Annotated in this window: 17 protein-coding genes; 13 read left to right on the top strand and 4 right to left on the bottom strand. The window is 66.5% G+C overall.

Going from position 1 to position 18,446, the window contains the following annotated elements; genetic code table 11:
- Window positions 1–88 precede the first annotated feature (88 nt).
- The 6 genes from DDT93_RS08635 to DDT93_RS08610 are packed head-to-tail and all read left to right on the top strand — an operon-like array spanning window position 89 to window position 7,188.
- A complete protein-coding gene (locus DDT93_RS08635; RefSeq protein ID WP_109465391.1) occupies window positions 89–940 on the top strand; it encodes an FAD binding domain-containing protein in 852 nt (283 codons plus the stop codon).
- Complete coding sequence (locus DDT93_RS08630; protein ID WP_109465390.1) at window positions 933–3,674, top strand: molybdopterin-dependent oxidoreductase; 2,742 nt, start codon at window positions 933–935, stop codon at window positions 3,672–3,674. The genes DDT93_RS08635 and DDT93_RS08630 overlap by 8 nt, the downstream gene beginning before the upstream one ends.
- Entirely contained in the window at window positions 3,667–5,157 is a 1,491-nt protein-coding gene (locus tag DDT93_RS08625) for a 6-hydroxynicotinate reductase (protein ID WP_109465389.1), read from the top strand. The genes DDT93_RS08630 and DDT93_RS08625 overlap by 8 nt, the downstream gene beginning before the upstream one ends.
- 3 nt (window positions 5,158–5,160) lie before the next feature.
- On the top strand, window positions 5,161–6,039 hold the full coding sequence (locus tag DDT93_RS08620) for a UPF0280 family protein (RefSeq protein WP_109465388.1): 879 nt from the start codon (window positions 5,161–5,163) through the stop codon (window positions 6,037–6,039).
- A complete protein-coding gene (locus DDT93_RS08615) occupies window positions 6,026–6,607 on the top strand; it encodes an amino acid synthesis family protein (protein ID WP_109465387.1) in 582 nt (193 codons plus the stop codon). The genes DDT93_RS08620 and DDT93_RS08615 overlap by 14 nt, the downstream gene beginning before the upstream one ends.
- Window positions 6,604–7,188 (top strand): amino acid synthesis family protein, encoded by a 585-nt coding sequence (locus DDT93_RS08610; protein WP_109465386.1) that lies wholly within the window; start codon window positions 6,604–6,606, stop codon window positions 7,186–7,188. The genes DDT93_RS08615 and DDT93_RS08610 overlap by 4 nt, the downstream gene beginning before the upstream one ends.
- Here the strand turns inward: DDT93_RS08610 and fliP are convergent.
- Genes fliP through fliF form a run of 4 tightly spaced genes read right to left on the bottom strand, consistent with a single transcriptional unit; the run spans window position 7,185 to window position 10,414 of the window.
- Window positions 7,185–7,886 carry a flagellar type III secretion system pore protein FliP gene (gene fliP, locus DDT93_RS08605; RefSeq protein ID WP_109465795.1) on the bottom strand — a complete coding sequence of 234 codons (702 nt, stop codon included), beginning with the start codon at window positions 7,884–7,886 and terminating at the stop codon, window positions 7,185–7,187. The genes DDT93_RS08610 and fliP overlap by 4 nt on opposite strands.
- 32 nt (window positions 7,887–7,918) lie before the next feature.
- A complete protein-coding gene (locus DDT93_RS08600; RefSeq protein WP_109465385.1) occupies window positions 7,919–8,203 on the bottom strand; it encodes a FliM/FliN family flagellar motor switch protein in 285 nt (94 codons plus the stop codon).
- Window positions 8,196–8,795 (bottom strand): FliH/SctL family protein, encoded by a 600-nt coding sequence (locus DDT93_RS08595; protein ID WP_109465384.1) that lies wholly within the window; start codon window positions 8,793–8,795, stop codon window positions 8,196–8,198. Before DDT93_RS08595 ends, DDT93_RS08600 begins: the two co-directional genes overlap by 8 nt.
- On the bottom strand, window positions 8,795–10,414 hold the full coding sequence (fliF, locus tag DDT93_RS08590; RefSeq protein WP_109465383.1) for a flagellar basal-body MS-ring/collar protein FliF: 1,620 nt from the start codon (window positions 10,412–10,414) through the stop codon (window positions 8,795–8,797). Before fliF ends, DDT93_RS08595 begins: the two co-directional genes overlap by 1 nt.
- 117 nt (window positions 10,415–10,531) lie before the next feature.
- Here fliF and DDT93_RS08585 point away from each other — a divergent pair, with 117 nt between their 5' ends.
- The 7 genes from DDT93_RS08585 to flhA all read left to right on the top strand — a co-directional run bounded on the left by DDT93_RS08585 (window position 10,532) and on the right by flhA (window position 18,443).
- The gene (locus DDT93_RS08585) at window positions 10,532–11,071 is read left to right on the top strand and encodes a flagellar basal body-associated FliL family protein (RefSeq protein WP_109465382.1); all 540 of its coding nucleotides are present in this window, start codon (window positions 10,532–10,534) and stop codon (window positions 11,069–11,071) included.
- A 9-nt stretch (window positions 11,072–11,080) separates the two neighbouring features.
- Window positions 11,081–11,512, top strand: coding sequence for a hypothetical protein (locus DDT93_RS08580; RefSeq protein ID WP_109465381.1), 432 nt, complete (start codon window positions 11,081–11,083; stop codon window positions 11,510–11,512).
- The gene (locus tag DDT93_RS08575) at window positions 11,509–12,114 is read left to right on the top strand and encodes a MotE family protein (RefSeq protein ID WP_109465380.1); all 606 of its coding nucleotides are present in this window, start codon (window positions 11,509–11,511) and stop codon (window positions 12,112–12,114) included. The genes DDT93_RS08580 and DDT93_RS08575 overlap by 4 nt, the downstream gene beginning before the upstream one ends.
- An 81-nt stretch (window positions 12,115–12,195) precedes the next feature.
- A complete protein-coding gene (motA, locus tag DDT93_RS08570) occupies window positions 12,196–13,065 on the top strand; it encodes a flagellar motor stator protein MotA (RefSeq protein WP_109465379.1) in 870 nt (289 codons plus the stop codon).
- On the top strand, window positions 13,062–15,446 hold the full coding sequence (locus tag DDT93_RS08565; protein WP_109465378.1) for a hypothetical protein: 2,385 nt from the start codon (window positions 13,062–13,064) through the stop codon (window positions 15,444–15,446). Before motA ends, DDT93_RS08565 begins: the two co-directional genes overlap by 4 nt.
- A 165-nt stretch (window positions 15,447–15,611) precedes the next feature.
- Window positions 15,612–16,346 (top strand): transglycosylase SLT domain-containing protein, encoded by a 735-nt coding sequence (locus DDT93_RS08560; RefSeq protein WP_109465794.1) that lies wholly within the window; start codon window positions 15,612–15,614, stop codon window positions 16,344–16,346.
- Between the two features lie 69 nt (window positions 16,347–16,415).
- Complete coding sequence (gene flhA / locus DDT93_RS08555) at window positions 16,416–18,443, top strand: flagellar biosynthesis protein FlhA (RefSeq protein ID WP_408607922.1); 2,028 nt, start codon at window positions 16,416–16,418, stop codon at window positions 18,441–18,443.
- Window positions 18,444–18,446: the final 3 nt, after the last annotated feature.

Here is an 18,446-nt window from a genome sequence, read left to right as displayed (position 1 = left end):
CGGGCGCTGCGCGGGAAAGTCGTTGACTCGGAAAACGAGCGCTAATTATGTTTGTATACTAACGAAAGCGAGGCAAGGGAGGCAGATCGTGTCATACCTCACGCCGAAGTCCACCGAAGAGGCGCTCGCCCTGCTGGGCCAGGCCGGTGCGGACGTGCTGGCCGGCGGCACCGATTTCTTTCCCTCTCGCGGCACCCGCCCGCAGACGCGCAGCATTCTCGACCTCGGGCAGATCGACTCCCTGCGCGGCATCGAAAAGACCGCTAGGGGCTGGCGCATCGGGGCGATGACCACGTGGAGCCAGATTCAGCGCGCCGACCTGCCCCCGGCGTTCGATGCGCTGAAACGCGCGGCGCGCGAGGTCGGCTCGGTCCAGATCCAGAACCGGGGCACCATCGCCGGGAATCTCTGCAACGCCTCTCCTGCCGCCGACGGGGTGCCGCCCCTGCTGGCGCTCAACGCCGAGGTCGAGATCGGATCGCCCGGGGCAACCCGGCGCGTGGCGCTCTCGGACTTCGTGACCGGGGTGCGGCGCGTGGCTCTGTCGCCCGGTGAACTGGTGCTCGCGGTGCATGTCCCGTCGCTCCCGGACGATGCGGTCAGCCACTTCCTGAAGCTCGGAAGCCGCCGATACCTCGTCATTTCCATCGCCATGACCGCGGCGGTCCTCGAACTGGACGGGCCGCGCATCGCCACGGCGCGCGTCGCGGTGGGAGCCTGTTCGCCGGTGGCGCAACGGTTGCCAGGGCTCGAGGCGGCGCTCGTCGGGCTGACCGCTGCCGAGGTCGCGGCCCTGCCAGTCGTGCCGGAGACCCACCTTGCCCCGCTGGCGCCCATCGCGGATGTGCGCGGCTCGGCCGCCTACCGGATGCGGGCCGTCGCCGATCTCTGCCGCCGTACCGTCATCGCCGCGATGACCGGAGGGACCACCGATGAATAAGCCGATGCAAGAGGTTCTGACCCGGTTCGACCTGAACGGCGAGGCAGTTCAGGTCACCCCAGCCACCGGGGAACGCCTGTCACAGAGCCTGCGCGAAAGGCTCGGGGCGCGCGACGTCAAGGTCGGTTGCGACGCGGGCGACTGCGGCGCCTGTACCGTCCTGCTCGACGGGGCGCCGGTCTGCGCCTGCCTCGTCGCGACACAGCAGGTCGAGGGCTGCAGCGTCGAAACACTCGCCGGACTTGCCGAAACAGACTCTGTAGCGAGCCGTCTGGCCGAGAGTTTTCAGGATCACGGCGCCGCGCAATGCGGGATCTGCACGCCGGGGATGATGGTCTCTGCCGTGGCCCTGCTGCGCGAGACACCGGAGCCGACCGAGACCCAGATCCAGGATGCCCTCGGCGGAGTGCTGTGTCGCTGCACCGGATACCGCAAGATCATCGACGCCGTTGCCGCCGTGCCGTCGCGGCTCGACGGGCAGGGCGGCATCGGCGGCTCCATTCGTCGGCTCGACGGTCTGCCCAAGGTGACGGGGCAGGAGGCTTTTGGTGACGACGTGGCCCCGGCCGGAACGCTGGAGGTTCGGCTCATCCGTTCCCCCTATCCCCATGCCGCCTTCACGCTTGGCGATCTCGAAGGATGGCAGGCAACGCAGCGCGGGATAGAGGCGGTTCTGACCGCGGCGGATGTGCCGGGGCGCAACCGCTTCGGCGTGATCCCCGCCTTCGTCGACCAGCCGGTCTTTGCCGAGGGGGTTACTCGCTTTCGCGGCGAGGCCGTCGCGGCCGTGGTCGGCACGCCGGAGGCGATCCGGGCCCTCGACCTCGACGCCTTCCCGGTGACATGGACCGAGCGTCCGGCAACGCTCGATATCGTCTCTGCACAGGCCGATGGCGCGGCTCTGCTGCACGAGGACCGCGCAGGCAACGTGATGTGTGGCGGCTTTGTTGCCCACGGTGACGCCGATGCGGGCCTTGCCGCGGCGGATATCGTGGTCGAGGGGCACTTCCAAAGCGGTTTCGTGGAACATGCCTATATCGAGCCCGAGGCCGGTTTTGCGCAGGTTGTGGACGGCAGGCTGGAAATCCACGCCTGCACGCAGGCGCCGGTGATGGACCTCGAGTCGATGGAGGATATCCTCGGCATGGAACGGGGCCAAATTCGCATTGTCCCGACTGCAGTCGGGGGCGGTTTCGGCTCTAAACTGGACATTTCGGTGCAACCTTACCTCGCGCTCGGGGCGCTGAAGACGGGCCGGCCGGTCCGTCTGGCCTACAGCCGGGTCGAGTCGATGCAATCGACGACCAAGCGGCACCCCTCGGATATCCACCTCAGGATCGGTGCGACCCGCGACGGCAAGTTGAGCGGCTTTTCCTTCTACGGCGAATTCAACACCGGGGCCTATGCCTCCTGGGGCCCGACCGTGGCGAACCGGGTGCCGGTCCATGCCTCGGGGCCCTACCGGATCGCCGATTACCGGGCCGAGGCCAAGGGCATCCACACCCATTGCCCGCCCTCCGGTGCGTTCCGGGGCTTTGGCGTTCCGCAATCCGCCATCGCGCAGGAATCCCTGTTCGACGAACTGGCCGGACGGCTCGAGATGGATCCGCTCGACTTCCGCCTCCTGAACGTTCTCGAAGACGGCCAGCCGACGGTCTGCGGGCAGGTCTTCCAGCAGGGCGTCGGCATCCGCCAGTGTCTCGAAGCCTTGCAACCGGCATGGCGAACCGAACGCGCGGCTGCCGAGGCCTTCAACGCGGCGCAGACCGGGCCGCTGCGGCGCGGTGTCGGGATCGCTTCGGGCTGGTACGGTTGCGGCAACACCTCTCTGCCCAACCCCTCGACCATCCGGGCCGGGGTACTGCCGGATGGCACCGTAGTGCTGCACCAGGGCGCGATGGACATCGGACAGGGGGCCAATACCGTCATCGCCCAGATTTTCGCGACGGCGCTGGGTGTGTCTGTCGAGACGATCCGGATCGTCGGCCCGGATACCGACATCACGCCCGATGCTGGCAAGACATCCGCGTCCCGGCAGACCTTCGTGTCGGGCAACGCCGCGCGGCTCTGCGGGACGGCGCTGCGCTCTGCTATCCTGCGGTCCGTCAACGCGGGGGACGAGGCCGCGCTGAACTTTGGCGGGGGCCAGATCCATGTCGCCGGGACCGGCGAAGTCCACGAGATCGCGCTGGGTGACCTGCAACAGGGCGACCTCGGCTATGTTTTCGAAGCCGTGGAGAGCTATGACCCGCCCACCAAGCCGCTCGACGCGAACGGTCAGGGCGAACCCTATGCCCAGTTCGGCTATGCCGCGCATCTCGCCGTGATCGAGGTGGACACCGCATTGGGCACCATCCGCCCGCTCCGCTTTGTCGCCGCCCATGACGTGGGCCGGGCAATCAACCCGATGCTGGTCGAGGGGCAGATCCACGGCGGTATCGCGCAGGGCCTCGGGATGGCGTTGATGGAAGAGTTCATCCCCGGGCGCACCGAGAACCTGCACGACTACCTGATCCCGACCATCGGAGACATTCCCCCGATCGAGTCGGTCATCGTCGAGGTACCGGATGCGCACGGGCCCTATGGCGCCAAGGGGCTTGGCGAACATGCCCTGATCCCGACGGCTCCGGCCCTGCTGAATGCCATCGCCCACGCCACCGGCACCCGTATCACCCGCGTCCCGGTGACGCCGTCCAGACTGAGCGCCGCGCTGAGGGGAGACACCGATGAGTGAAGCCGCCCGACAGATGCCCGAGAAGATCCGCTGCGACGCCTGCCCGGTGCTCTGCTACATCGCCGAGGGCCGTTCGGGTGCCTGCGACCGCTACGGCAACGAGGGCGGCAGGCTAGTCCGGCTCGATCCGCTGACCATCATCGAGAGTGCCATCGACAAGGGGGTGCAGGCCGTTCCCTTCCTCGCCGGAACCGAGGGCAACGACTGGGACGGTACCATCGTCCAGCCGCAGCGCCCCTTCGTGACGGCGGTCGGCGCCGGGACGACCTATCCCGACTACAAGCCCGCCCCCTTCATCGTCAGCCAGACGGTGGACGACGCCGACATGGTGACCGTGGTCACCGAGGGGATCTTCTCCTACTGCGGGGTGAAGGTGAAGATCGATACCGACCGCTTCATCGGCCACGAACGCGCCGTGGTCAGGGTGGAGGGCGAGCCGGTGGGCCACGTGATGACCAGCGAGTACGGCTCGCGGATGCTGACCCTGGGCGGGGTCGAACACCTGACCGGCGGCTCCAAAAAGGAAGGCCGCGTCACCTGCGACACGCTCCTCAAGCTCTGCAACCGCGAAGCGGTGGAGGTCTCCATCGACGACGGGGCGACCGTGGTGGTGCAGGCGGGCAAGGCACCCATCGTCAACGGGGTTGAAGAACACCTGATGCGCGTCGGCTGCGGGTCCGCCGCTATCGGCATGTTCGCCTCGCAATGGGCGCCGCACACCGACGAGGTGATCGTGGTCGATGACCATATCACCGGCGTCCTGTCGGAGCATCAGGCGGGCAAGATGCTCGACGTGCCGCCGACAGGTATCAAGATCAGCGGCCGCCGGTCCACCCCAGGCCGCTACTTTCAGGTGGCGAACCCGGGCACCGGCTGGGGCGGAACCGACATCGACGATCCGCTCTCCATCCTCAAGCCCGCCGATGGCAAGATCGCCTGGCCGGGCCTGCGCCTGCTGATGGTCTCGACGACGGGCGAACACTCGGCCTATTTCGAACTGGACGAGGCCCTGCAGCCGGTGGCGAAGCCCATGCCGGAGGTGCTGCGCAAATCCGTCGAACGGGTCGCCGAGAACTGCGAACCCTCGATCTGCTCGGTGCTTTTCATGGGCGGGGCAGGCGGCTCGCTCCGGGCCGGGGTCACCGAGAACCCCGTGCTGCTGACCCGCTCGGTCAAGGACTCGCTGACCCATGTCACCTGCGGCGGGGCCAGTGCCTATGTCTGGCCCGGCGGCGGCATCACGGTGATGGCCGACGTGATGGAGATGCCGTCGAACGCCTTCGGTTACGTGCCGACCCCGGCGCTGGTCGCCCCCATCGAATTCACCATGCGCCTCTCCGACTACATCGCGCTGGGCGGTCACGCGAGCCACGTGCGCCCGGTTTCGGAGGCGATCACCGACGAGGTGCGCCGCGTCAGCCGGATCGACCGCGACGAGGATCCGATGGCGCCGCACAACTATCGCTGGGGAGGCAAGGGCTGAGCCATGCAGGGTCCGGTGGCGGCATTGCTGGACGGGGGGGCGCGGCTGCATCTGCAGCACGGTCCCATCGACCTGCTGATCACCGCCGATACCGACCCCGATGCGCGCGCCCGCGCCTTTCATGTCGCCCGCGACCGCTTCGCCTCGGTGCTGGAAGAACTCGTGGCGGAACTGCCCGCGTTGCGCACGCCCATGACCGCAGAAACGCCACCGCCGCAGGGCGCCGTCGCGCTCCGGATGCACCGCGCAACCAGACCCTATACAGGGCTTTTCGTAACGCGCATGGCCGCCGTCGCCGGGGCCGTGGCGGACGAGATCCTCGCGGCGATGCTCGCCGCCGCACCCCTGCGGCGTGCCTTCGTGAACAACGGCGGCGACATCGCGCTTCACCTCGCGCCGGGCGAAACCTGCCGCGCCGCGATGGCAGGCGTAACGGGGGCCGACCTCGGCCGCGTCACCATTGCTGCCTCCGACGGGATCGGCGGCATCGCCACCAGCGGGTCTGGCGGTCGCAGCCTGTCGTTCGGAATCGCGGACAGCGTGACCGTGCTCGCCCGCACCGCCGCCGGTGCGGACGTGGCCGCCACGATGATCGCGAATGCCGTCGATCTGCCCGCGCACCCAGGGATCGAACGCCGCCCCGCCGACCAGCTGCACCCCGACAGCGACCTCGGTCCGCGCCTCGTGGTCACCGCCGTTCCGCGCCTCTCGGCCGAGGAACGCCGGATCGCGTTGCAGGCGGGTTCCGCCCGGGCGCAGGACTGGCTGGCCGCGGGGCGTATTGCCGGTGCGGCCCTTTTCCTTCAGGGAGAACAGGTCGTTGTCGGCGGACAGATGACAGCAGCGACAAGGGAGGTTCTGACGCAAGATGCCAGCGGTTGAAATTCGCAAGACGGTTCTGGTGGTCGAGGAGATTTTTCACGAGGGCGGCCCGGTCGCCGAGGTGCCGCTGCTGCGCGGCGCCTGCTTCGCGGTGATCGCCAACCCCTTTGCCGGGCGGTACGAGCCGGAGATCCAGGGCTTCATGGACGATCTGCGCCCCCTCGGGCTGCAACTGGCCGAGCGTCTGGCCGCCGCGCTGGGCGGTCCTGACCGGATCGAGGGTTACGGCAAGGCCTCGGTCGTGGGCGAGGGGGGCGAGCTGGAACACGGCGCGCTCTGGCATGCGCCGGGCGGTTACGCCATGCGCGAGGTGCTGGGCGGGGCCAAGGCCATCGTGCCCTCGGCCAAGAAGGTCGGCGGTCCGGGTGTGCGCATCGACGTCCCGGTGACCCACGTCAACGCCAGCTACGTGCGCAGCCACTTCGACTCGATGGAGATCGGGCTGAACGACGCGCCGCGCGCCAACGAAATGCTGGTCGCGCTGGTGATGACCACCGGTCCGCGCATCCATTCGCGCGCGGGCGGGTTGGAGGCGGACCAGATCACCGGCGAAGACGGTCTGCGATGAAGGCCGCGATCCGCAAGCTGGTGGTCTGGGTCGAGGAAACCCATCGCGAGGGCGGTCGCGAGATCGCGCCACCCACCCGCAAGGCGGTGGCCGCGGCGGTGATCCAGAATCCTTTTGCCGGGGTCTACGCCCAAGATCTCTCTGACCTCGTCGAGATTGGTGCCGAACTGGGCGACTTGCTGGGCCGTCGTTGTGTCGCCGCGCTCGGCATCCGCCCGGACCAGGCCGAGAGCTATGGCAAGGCGGCCCTGGTCGGGGTGAACGGCGAGCTCGAACACGCGGCTGCCCTGCTGCACCCCAAGATGGGCGCACCGCTGCGCGCGGCGGTCGAGAAGGGGGCCGCGCTCGTGCCCTCCTCCAAGAAGCGCGGCGGCATGGGCCAGGATCTGGACATTCCGCTGGGCCACAAGGACGCAGCCTATGTGCGCTCGCACTTCGATGGCATCGAGATCCGCATTCCCGATGCTCCCCGCGCCAACGAGATCCTCGTGGCCATCGCCGTGACGGACAGCGGGCGCCCGCTGCCCCGCGTCGGCGGTCTGACCGCCGAAGAGGCCGAGGGCAGGGACGGGCTGCGCTAATTGGCATAGCCGCGCACCATCGCCCCTGCGACCAGCGACCAGCCGTCGGCGATGACGAAAAACGCGAGTTTGAACGGCAGCGAGACAATCGCGGGCGGCACCATCATCATGCCCATCGACATCAGCACCGCCGCGACCACGAGGTCGATGATCAGGAAGGGGAGGAACACGAGGAATCCCACCTGAAAGGCGCGGGCGATCTCCGACAGCAGAAAGCTCGGCACCAGCACGGACAGGGCCGCCTCCGGCCCCGGCTCGACCATGTTCACCCCCGGCCGCATCGAGGCGACCTCGTGAAAGGTGTCCGGATCGACCCGCGAGGCCATGAAGGCTCGGAATGGCGCGATCATGCGCGGCAGCGCGACCTCGATCTCGATCTCCTCCTGCAGCACCGGTTCAATTCCATCGGTCCAGGCCTGCTGAAACACCGGCTCCATCACGAAATAGGTCAGAAACAGCGCGAGGCTGACGATCAGCATGTTGGGCGGAGACTGTTGCAGCCCGATGGCCTGTCGCAGGATCGCGAAGACCGTGACCAGAAAGGGAAAACAGGTCACCATCATCAGCAGCCCGGGGGCCAGGCTCAGCACGGTGATCAGCAGGATCAACTGGATCGACCGGGCCGTCAGCGAGCCTCCGTCGCCCAGCGACAGCGTCACTTCCTGCGCCGCCGCGGCCGCGGGCCAGGCCAGCAGCATCAGCGCAACGATCCAGGGCAGCCGGGGCAGTCTCACAGTTCGGACTGCATGTCGGCGATCTCGGTCAGGCGCACCGCCAACTGCCCGGCGTTCTCCCCGTCCATCTCCTCCAGCTGGCCGCGCGCGATCAGCCGGTCGCCAATGTAGAGGTCGACCGGGTCGTCGACCCGTTTGTCCAGCGTCAGCACCGCGTTCTCGCCCATGCTCACGAGGTCGCGGATCAAGGGTCGCGCCTTGCCGACGGACACGATGATCTCAATCGGCACCGAGGTGAACGGATTGCCTCGTACAACGCCGGGTTCGGCCTGGTCATCCATGGCCTGACTCCTTTCTGGTCTGATGGAAGAAGGCATCGACCGCCACCTCGAAGGCTTCGGTCAACCGAGCCGTGTCCAGCCGGGATTCGCTCTCGCCGATGCGCAGATCGGCCTGTCCGGCTTCGAGCGCCGGGTCCTCGCGCACCTTGACCGGCATGGCCAGCTGGTCGCGCAGCAGCGCGCGCACCGCCGCCCCTTCGCCCGGCGCGACGGCGAGGGTGACCGGCTGCGCCACTTCCTCCTCGGTGACGGCGCGAATGCGCTCAAGGATGTGCCCGCCGAACTGCTGCGCGAGGGTCTGCGGCAGCACCCTCTCGACCAGCGCGCGGAACACCGGCTCGGTGCTCAGCATCAGCTGGTTGACCGCCTCGTGATAGGTAAAGGACAGATCCTCGAGGTTGCGCGCCAGTTCGGCCGACACGCGGTTCTGGTCCTCCGTCTGTGCCTTCACCGCGTCCTCCCAGCCGGCGGAATAGCCCTGCTCGAAGGCCGCGAGGCGGAAATCCTCCAGCTCTTCCTCGTCCAGCGTGCGACCGGCCCCCTGTGGCGCACGGAGCGCGCCGAAATCCTCCAGCAGATGAGAGATCGGCATCAGGTCTTCTCTCCGCTGTCTTCAAGCCAGCTCCGCAGGATCTCGACCGTTTCTTCCTGTCGCTCGCCGATCATGTTGCGCAGCCGCTGAACCGGGTCCTCGCCCGCCATGGCAAAGCCGGGCATCCCGCCGCCATCGGCCCCGCCTCCGTTGGCCATGCCAAAGGACGGCAGGCTGTCGAAATCGCCATCGTCGATCTCGCCGGTCAGGGCCGGACCCGCCGCTTCCGTCTCGGCGCCGGGCAGGGCGGGAAAGCCGCCGGTCCCCGGGAGCGCCACGGGCGCGCGCGTCAGGATGGGGCGGAGAACGAAGAGCCCGAGGATCGCCGCGACCAAGGCGAGGAGTCCCATCTGGATCAGGGACATGAGGTCGAGGTTCACCTGCTGGAGCAGCGATTGGCCCGCCGCTGTCCCCAGCGGTTCGGCAGCCGGCAGATCCATCGAACGGATGGTAATGCGGTCCCCGCGTTCCTCCTGGAACCCGACTGCCGAAGCGACGAGGTCGCGCATGGCGTCCAGCTCTTCCGCCGGGCGTTCTGCAAAGACAGTGGCACCGCTCGCGTCGGTGGTCGTCAGCCCGTTGACCAGCACGGCCACGGTCAGGCGTTTGACGGCACCCGGGGCGCGCAGGATCTCGTGTTCGGTCTCCGAGACCTCGTAATTCACCCGCTCGCGCGTTTCGCTAGCCTGGCTGCTGGATCCCTGGTTGCCCGCGCCCTGGCCGTCGGGCAGATTCGAGGCCACGGTCACGTCGCCCGCACCGTCGTTCTTCGCCGAATCCGACTTTTCCTCGGTGTCGGTGCTGATTGCGACGCGGCCCTCCGGGTCGAAACGGCGTTCGCGGATCGATTCGGTCTCGGTCACGGTGTCGACGCTGACCTCCACCACCGCGTTGCCCGCGCCGACGCGGGCCTCGACCAGCCGCTGCACCCGATCGCGCAGCAGTTGCGCGCGATCGTCCCCGCTGGCGGGCCCTTCGGCACTGTCGGCGGGCCCGAGCAGCGACCCGTTGGCGTCGATGATCGCGACCTTGTCGACCGTCAGCCCGCTGACCGCCGAGGCGACGAGGTAGCGCAACGCGTTGGCCTGCGCCTGCGTGATCGGCACCCCCGCAGGCACCACCGAGACCGAGGCGGTCGGCGTCACAGCGCGCTGGAACGGGTTGGATCCGTTGTTGGCGATATGGACCCGCGCCTGCGAGACGAAGGGGCTGGCGACGATGGTGCGTGCCAGCTCCCCCTCCTTGGCGCGCCAGTAGGCGGCATCGAACATCTGCGAGGTGGTGCCGAACCCGTTCAGCTGATCGAGCAGTTCGTACCCCCGGCCACCCGTCATCGGCAGCCCCTCGCTGGCCAGGACAAGGCGCAGTTCATCCCGTTCCGCGGCGGGGACGTAGATCGAACCGCCGCGAATCTCGAACGGAGTCGCCCGCTGTTCAAGCGCGCGCACCACGTCACCCGCCGCGCCGGCCTCCAGCCCGGCATAGAGCAGCGTCATGTTCGGCGCGGTGGCCAGCCGCGACATGGTCATCAGGGTGACTGCGAGCGCCACACCGGCCAGAACGATGATGACACGCCGGCGCATGTCCAGCCCGTTCCAGACATCGAAGATCTTCTGCACGTCAGCCTCCGGTTCGCCGACCTTCTGTTCGACGTTGGCCCAGTCTGGCCGATTGGCCTTAACAATCGGTTAGTTCCTGCAGGGTTATGAAGGACATGCGAGTCAGAAGGAGAGGCCATGACCGACGCCGCTGCAGATCCGCCGGAGGAGGTGCCGGCCAAGTCCGGAAAGCTGCCCCTGATTCTGGGGCTGGTGCTTGCGCTTGTCGGGGCGGGCGCGGGCTTCTTCGCCGTGTCGTCCGGAATGCTGCCACTGGGCGGTGCATCGCATGACGCCGCGGAGGGGCAAGCGGGCGACAGCCACGGCGCCGCCGGGGAGTCCAAAGACGGAGATCACGGCACGGGTGAGGACCTCTCCCGCATCGCATTCGTTCCGCTCGACCCCATCGTGGTGTCGCTCGCGCAGGGCGGTCAGCTCCAGCATCTGCAGTTCCGCGCCCAGCTCGAGGTGGAGGCCGCCCGCCGGCAGGAGGTCGAACTGATTCTGCCGCGCGTGATCGACGTGCTGAACGACTACCTGCGGGCGCTCGAGTTCAGCGACCTGCGCGATCCCATGGCCCTGGCGCGGCTGCGTGCCCAGATGCTGAGGCGGGTCCAGATCGTGGTGGGAAAGGACCGGGTGCGCGACCTTCTGATCATGGATTTCGTCCTGAACTAGGAGACGAAGATGGAATTGATGGCAGACATACTGCTGGTCGCGGGGGCGCTCGGCGCGGCGCTCTACTGCTTCGTTCTGGCGCGGCGTCTGAACCGGTTCAACGACCTCGAAAAGGGGGTCGGCGGGGCCGTCGCGGTGCTCTCGGCACAGGTCGACGACCTGAGCAAGACACTGGTCGCCGCCCAATCGGCGGCAGAGGGGTCGCATTCTGTGCTGACCGACCTCACCACGCGGGGAGAGACCGTCGCCGCGCGGCTCGAACTGCTTATGGCCGCGATGCACGACATGCCCGAAGCCCGTGATGCGCCGGGGGTCGCGATACCCAGTCGCCCGACCGTCGCCACCGAAACTGCGCCAAAGCCGCCGCTCCCGGCGACCGAGAGTGTCGAGTCGGGTCTCGTGTTCACGCGACGCGCCCGTGGCGGGGCGGCACGACGATGAGCGGGCGAGGGCAGCGCGCCCGAATCCGCCGAACGCGGTTCGGCGCCCTGTTCTGGGTCGCGTTCATGTTTCTCGGCTCTGCCCTGCTGCGCCTCGGACTCGAGACCGCGCCGGCAATTGCGCGTGAGGCGATGCAGCCCGATCAAGGCGACGCACCCGCCGCTCATCATGCAGAGCAGGGTTCGGGCAGTGACGCGGAACTCGACCAGTTGATGCAGGCTATGAAAGCGCGCGAAACACGGGTCGAGGCGCGGGAAAAACAGATCGAGGAGCGGTTGAAGGCGCTGCGTATCGCTGACCAGAAGATCAGCGAAAAGATGACCGCACTGACCGAAATGGAAAGCGCGCTTCGCGAAACGCTCGCCCTTGCCGATGGCGCCAGCGAGGCCGATCTCGCCCGCCTCACCTCGGTCTATGAAAAGATGAAACCCAAGGACTCCGCGGCCCTGTTCGAAACCATGGACCCGGCCTTTGCCGCCGGGTTCCTGGCGCGGATGAGGCCGGATACGGCAGCCGGAATCATGACCAGCCTCAGTCCGGATGCGGCCTACACCATCAGTATCATATTGGCGGGTCGGAACGCCTCGGTCCCGAAGGAATAGCGCGCGAGGAGTGTCATCCTCAGGCTTTGTTAATGCGAAACGGCGAGACTGCGACAAGGCAGGTTCGGGCGGAGACTCTGGATGATCGGTATTATCGGAATCGTGGTGATCTTCGTGATGGTCTTCGGCGGCTACCTGCTGGCTGGAGGCAAGATGGCGATCATCATCAAGTCGCTGCCGTTCGAACTCATGATGATCGGCGGCGCCGCTGTCGGTGCCTTCCTGCTCAGCAATGACGGGGCGGCGGTCAAGCATACGCTCAAAGACATCGGCAAGGTGTTCAAGGGCCCCAAGTGGAAGCCTGACGATTACCGCGATCTGCTATGCCTGCTCTTTGCCTTGATTCGCATGGCGCGGCAGAACCCGGTAGCCATCGAACAGCACATCGAAGAGCCTGATGCCTCCTCGATCTTCTCCAAGTACCCCCGGATTCTCAAGGACCGCGAAGCGATCGACCTGATCTGCGATACCATCCGCTCCGCCTCGATGAATTACGACGATCCCCACCAGGTCGAGGAGGTGCTGGAAAAGCGGATCGAGGCCAACCTGCATCACGCCCTTCATTCCAGCCACGCATTGCAGTCGATCGCCGACGGTCTGCCCGCGCTCGGGATCGTGGCTGCCGTGCTCGGGGTCATCAAGACGATGGGGTCCATCGACCAGCCGCCGGAGGTGCTCGGCAAGCTGATCGGTGGGGCGCTGGTCGGCACCTTCCTGGGCGTATTCCTCGCCTATGGAATGGTCGCGCCCTTCGCCACCAAGGTGAAGGCGGTGATCGAGGAGGACGCGCACTTTTACCAACTCATTCGCGAGGTGCTGGTCGCGAACCTGCACAACCACGTGGCCGCGATCTGCATCGAGGTCGGACGCCAGAACACGCCCTCCCACATCCGGCCGGGCTACTCCGATCTCGAAGAGGCGCTCAAGGCAGCCAAGCAGGACGCGGCATGAACGCAACCGGCCAGAGGGGTGCGCAACCGCGTGTCTGGTCGCTTGGTTCGGCCGCGGCGTTGCTGTGGATCATACTGTCCGCCGGTCCGCTCTCTGCCCAGTCCATCCGGTTGCGTGCGGGCGAACATGAGGGCTTCACGCGGTTTACCCTGAACCTTCCGTCTGGGGCGAACTGGGCCTTGGAGCAGGGGCCCGGCCAAGTTACCCTGGTCCTTGATCGGCCGGGGTTTCGTGCCAACATCAGTTCGACCTTTTCCCGAATCCCCCGCACCCGTGTGCGCGATGTCGTGCAGCCTCCCGGCGGCGGACGGCTCGAATTCCTGCTCGGTTGCGACTGCCAGGTCGAGACTTTCATGACCTCCGGGCGACTCCTTGTACTGGATTTCAAAGGTCGCCCGGGGAGCCGTCCGAAGAAGCAAACGGGCGTTCCTTCATTGGCCGCCAGCTTTGGCGCGACGCCCTACCGCTTCCGTATCGAGCCCATTTCGGACGGTCTGCAGGTTGGTATGGGGGAAGTCGACTCCCTCCCCGAGGTGGCGTCGCCCCGTCCAACCGAAACCGCATCCGGCAGCCAGAAGCCGCTGCCTCCACAGGTTCTCTCTTCCCGGGTGGCGGGAGGCCCAGACGAAGAACCTTTGCCGCCACCCGGCCGGCTCGCCGCGATTGGCGAAATGGAAGCTCGCTTGCTCCAACAGATCCGGCGCGCCTCGGGTCAGGGCCTGCTTTTGCCCCAGCCGGGTCCGCTGTTGCCCGATCTGACGCAATCGGTTGCGAGCGGGGAGGAAGAGGCCGAACCGCCCCCAGATGCGTCAGAGGTCAAGACCTACCCAGCACCGGCCGGGGACGAAAACCTTGTTGTCGAGACCGCCATAGACCGTGACCTGGCCCAAGTGGCAGATATGCTCGGTGCCGGTTTGCCCGCGGATCGCTGTCTGCCGGACGAGTCACTCGCGCTTCACCTTTGGGCCTCCGACGCGCCCTTTGCCGAACAGATTGCCGGGCGTCGTTCAGCGTTGATCGGCGAGTTTGACATGGCCGATACCGCTGCGGTGCTCGGCCTCGCCCGCAACTACATCGCCTTCGGCTTCGGCGCGGAGGCGATGCAGACCCTCGAGATGATCGGCACCGATTCACCCGATACGGCCGTCCTGCGCACGATGGCGCAACTCCTCGACGGTGGTGCGGTCGCTCTCCCGAATGCCTTTGCCGGCATGGCGGGTTGCGATACCGATGCCGCCCTCTGGGCGCTGTTGTCAGAGCCCGATCCGCGAGAGCCGGTGAACGACGCGGCTGTCCTGCGAGCCATCAACCGACTGCCCTCCCATATCCGGGAGCTGCTGGCGCCCGATCTGGCCCGCCGCTACGTGCAAGCGCGGCGGCGCGATATGGCAGAGGCGATCCTGCGGGCGGTCGATCGGATCAACGATGAACCGACGCCCGCGATGACGATGGCCGCAGCGTCGGTGGCACGCGTCGAGGGCGATACCAAAGCGTCCGATCGTCACCTGGGACAGGTAATCGAGACGGCTTCGGAACTGTCGCCCGAGGCGCTTGTCGCACTGGTTCGCAGCCGGTACAGGTCGCACGCAACGCTCAAGCCAGAAACCGCCGGGCTTGTTTCGGCCTATCTAACCGAGCTTCGCAACAGCGCGATGGGTCCGGACCTCAGACAGGCGAACATTCTGGCACTGGCACTGACCGGAGACTTTGCCGAGGCTGCCGAGCAGGTGGCGGCCCTCTCAGAAATGGATGATCGCGCTGCGCAGGACTCGGCGAGGAACGCCGTGCTCGATCTCCTGACCGAGCGGGGCGATGATGTCTCCTTCATGCGATACGGATTGGCGCTGAGCGAAAGGGAAGACCTTCCAGACGATCTCGGCGACAGGATGGCGCGGCGGCTGCTTGATCTCGGCTTTCCCCGTCCAGCCCTTCGGCTTGTTACCGGTTCACGTTCGGATCCTGCGTCGGAAACACGTCGGCTCCTGAGGGCTGAAGCCGCGCTGGCCGAGCAACTGCCGCACGAGGCGCTGATCGCATTGCTCGGGATCGAGAGTGATCGGGGGGTGCAGCTGAAAGCCGAGGCGATGCGCCAGCTGCGCGATGTCTGGAGCGGTGGCGCCCTGCTCCCCGCGACGATTCCTGATCAAGCGGCAACGGCTTGGGCTGCGGAAGAATGGCAATCGGTGCCCGGGCTGGCCGGCCCCGACATCACCAAACTAGTGCCCCGGGCGATCGGCAGAACCGAGCGCAGTGCGGAGGTCTCGCTGCTGCCGCCGCTGGCGCGCGCGCGTGCGCTTCTGAGCGACAGCGGTTCGACGCGAACGGATATCGCGCGGTTGCTCGAGGCAATTGAAATCCCGGGAGCAGGGCCGGACGGCTAGGCCTTTCGAGGGTAAATAACCGAATCTAAATGATTTTGCCCCAGAATCGAGAAGACTCGAAATGCGGAGATTGGCAAAATGCTGGATCGGTACTCAAGCGCGCTTGCGCCTGACGCGCTTTGCCACGCCTCAGAAACCGTTCGATGGCTTGGTTGGGCGCGAGCCATGACTCTCATCATATCGGTGCTCTGCCTCTTCTACGCGGCGACGGATGCGCGCAGTTCCTCCGGACATGCCCGCAGTGACGCCGACCTGTGCGATATCGCAGCGCAGAAAGCCTCACGGCGTTCGGGGGTGCCGCTTGACGTTCTGCGCGCCATCACGCGTACGGAAACCGGGCGGCCAGCAAAAGGAGTGCTGCAGCCCTGGCCTTGGACGGTCAATATGGAGGGCGCAGGTCATTGGTTTGACGACGAAATCAAGGCCAGACGCTATGTCGAACAACAGTTCTCACGCGGGGCCCGAAGCTTTGACGTGGGTTGCTTCCAGATCAATCACAAGTGGCACGGTGCAGCCTTTCGAAACTTCGAGGAGATGTTTGACCCACAGCGCAATGCGGACTATGCGGCGCGCTTTCTGTCCGAGCTTCACGAGGAGTTTGGCGACTGGACGCGTGCGGCAGGGGCTTATCATTCACGCACGCGCCAATACGCCAAGCGCTACGAGGATCGTTTCGATCGCATCCTTGGCCACCTGTCCGCCATGGCGACGACCCGAGAGCTCCGCAGCGAAGCTGAGTTCGGACCTCCGCAAGCACTGAATCTCGACCGGCGGCTCGTACCCGTTCTCTTTGACACGGGCAACGGCCGAACGCCGCAAACGAATGTCAGACCGTCAGGGGTGATGGGTTCCCTGGCGCCGCTCGGCAATTCGGTGCGGGCCTTCATCGCGCTGGATTAGGGGACCATGTTGCCAAGAATCGCAGCACAGGACCTTTTCAGCCCCACGGTGCTCCTCGCGCTGGCCCTGATGGCGGTCATTGTGATGATGATCCTGCCGATGCCGGCCTGGGTGCTGGACGTTGGCCTTGCGGGATCGTTCTCCCTCGCGATCCTGATCTTCACCGTGACGCTCTTCATAGAAAGACCACTGGATTTCTCGGCCTTTCCTACGGTCCTGCTCGCCTCACTCATGCTGCGGCTATCGCTCAATGTTTCCTCGACCAAGCTGATCATCGGCCAGGGGCATACCGGCCCCGGTGCCGCGGGGGACGTGATCGAGGGGTTTGCCAATTTCATCATGGGCGGCAGCGTTTTCCTTGGTCTTGTCGTCTTCGGTGTGCTGCTGATCGTCAACTTCATGGTCATCACCAAGGGTGCGGCCCGTATGGCGGAGGTTGGAGCGCGGTTTGCGCTCGATGGCATGCCGGGCAAGCAACTCGCGATTGACGCCGACATGTCCGCAGGGGCCATCGATCATCGCCAGGCCAAGGCGCGGCGTGAGCTCGAACAGCAGGAGACGACCTTCTTCGGGTCGCTCGATGGCGCCTCGAAATTCGTCAAGGGCGACGCGGTCGCGGGCCTCCTGATCACCCTGCTGAACCTGGTGATGGGCCTGATCATGGGCATTGTCGTGCATGGCATGCCGATTGGCGCGGCGTTCGAGACCTACGCCATCCTGACGGTCGGCGATGGCCTCGTCACCCAGATCCCGGCTGTGATCATCTCCATCGCGTCCGCCCTTTTGCTGGCCCGCGGCGGCACGCTTGGGGCGACAGACCTCGCCCTGTTGGCCCAGCTCGGCCGTCACCCTGCGGCGCTTGCGACGGTGGCGCTGCTGATGGTCCTGTTTGCACTCGTCCCGGGCTTGCCGTTTCTGCCGTTCATCCTCGGCGCGTTGATCCTGGCGCTCGCCGCCTGGTCGTTGCGCCGCCGCGCCCACGGTCTCGCCGCCGCCGAGGATTCGCGCGCCACCGAAGCCGCCATGCCCGCGCCAAAGGCGCTGGGAGATGTGCTCGACCTCGACGATGTCCACGTCGAGTTTGCGCCTGACCTCGTCGGCATGGTCCTTGATCCCGGCACCGGGCTGGACGCGCGGATCGCTAACATGCGCACCCATGTCGCGATGACATATGGCCTGATCCTTCCCGACATTCGCCTGACTGACCAACCCGAGCTGCAGATCGGCGAATATCTGATCCGGGTTCAGGGCGTCGAACAGGTTCGCGGCACGCTCCACCCCGATCTCGTGCTGGCCCTGATGCCAGGCGCGCAGGACGATCTTCCCTCAGGCACCGATGTGTCAGAGCCCGTCTACGGCGCGCCGGCGCGCTGGATCTCGCCCCGTCACCAGGAATCCGCCGCCGTGAGCGGGGCCACGATAGTGACGCCGCCCGAGATCTTGGCGACTCATCTCCTTGAGGTCATCAAGCTCAATTTCGCACGGCTCCTCACGCTCAAGTCGCTGCGACGGTTGCTGGCAGAGATGACCCGCCTTTCCGACCCCGACCGGTCCGAGGCCAATCGAAGGCTGCTGGATGAGTTGATCCCCGACAAGGTGCCAATTGACACGTTGCACGCCGTCCTGCGCCTGTTGTTGGAGGAACGGGTGTCGATCCGGAACCTACCCCTGATCCTCGAATGCATCGCCGAGGCGCGTTTGCAGACGGTTCAGCCCGAGCTGCTCTGCGAGATCGTGCGCCAGCGTCTCGGCTTCCAGCTCGTCGCGGAAATGCGGCGCGCCGACGGAAGCATTCCGCTGGTTCAACTCGCGCCCGAGTGGGAGGAGACGTTTTCGACCTACCAGGTGGAAACCAAGGTGGGGGCATATGACATCGCGCTGCCCCCAGACCTGTTCAACCGACTGGCCGAGGGCGTCGCGGTGCGCCTGTCCGACAGCGCCGAACAGGGGGTGTTTCCAGCGCTGGTCACGTCCAGCCGACGACGAAGGTTCCTGCGCACCATCATGCGCGCGCGTGGCCTGACGAACCCCGTCCTATCCTTCGACGAGATCGGGTTGGAGGCGCGCCCGGCCCTTGTCGGCGTGGTCCCGGCGTGACGG

The sequence above is a fragment of the Albibacillus kandeliae genome (genome assembly GCF_003116585.1).
GTDB classification, from domain to species: Bacteria; Pseudomonadota; Alphaproteobacteria; order Rhodobacterales; family Rhodobacteraceae; genus Albibacillus; species Albibacillus kandeliae.
The sequence above is the reverse complement of the archived record's forward strand: the minus strand, read 5'-3'. Positions and strand labels throughout refer to the sequence as shown.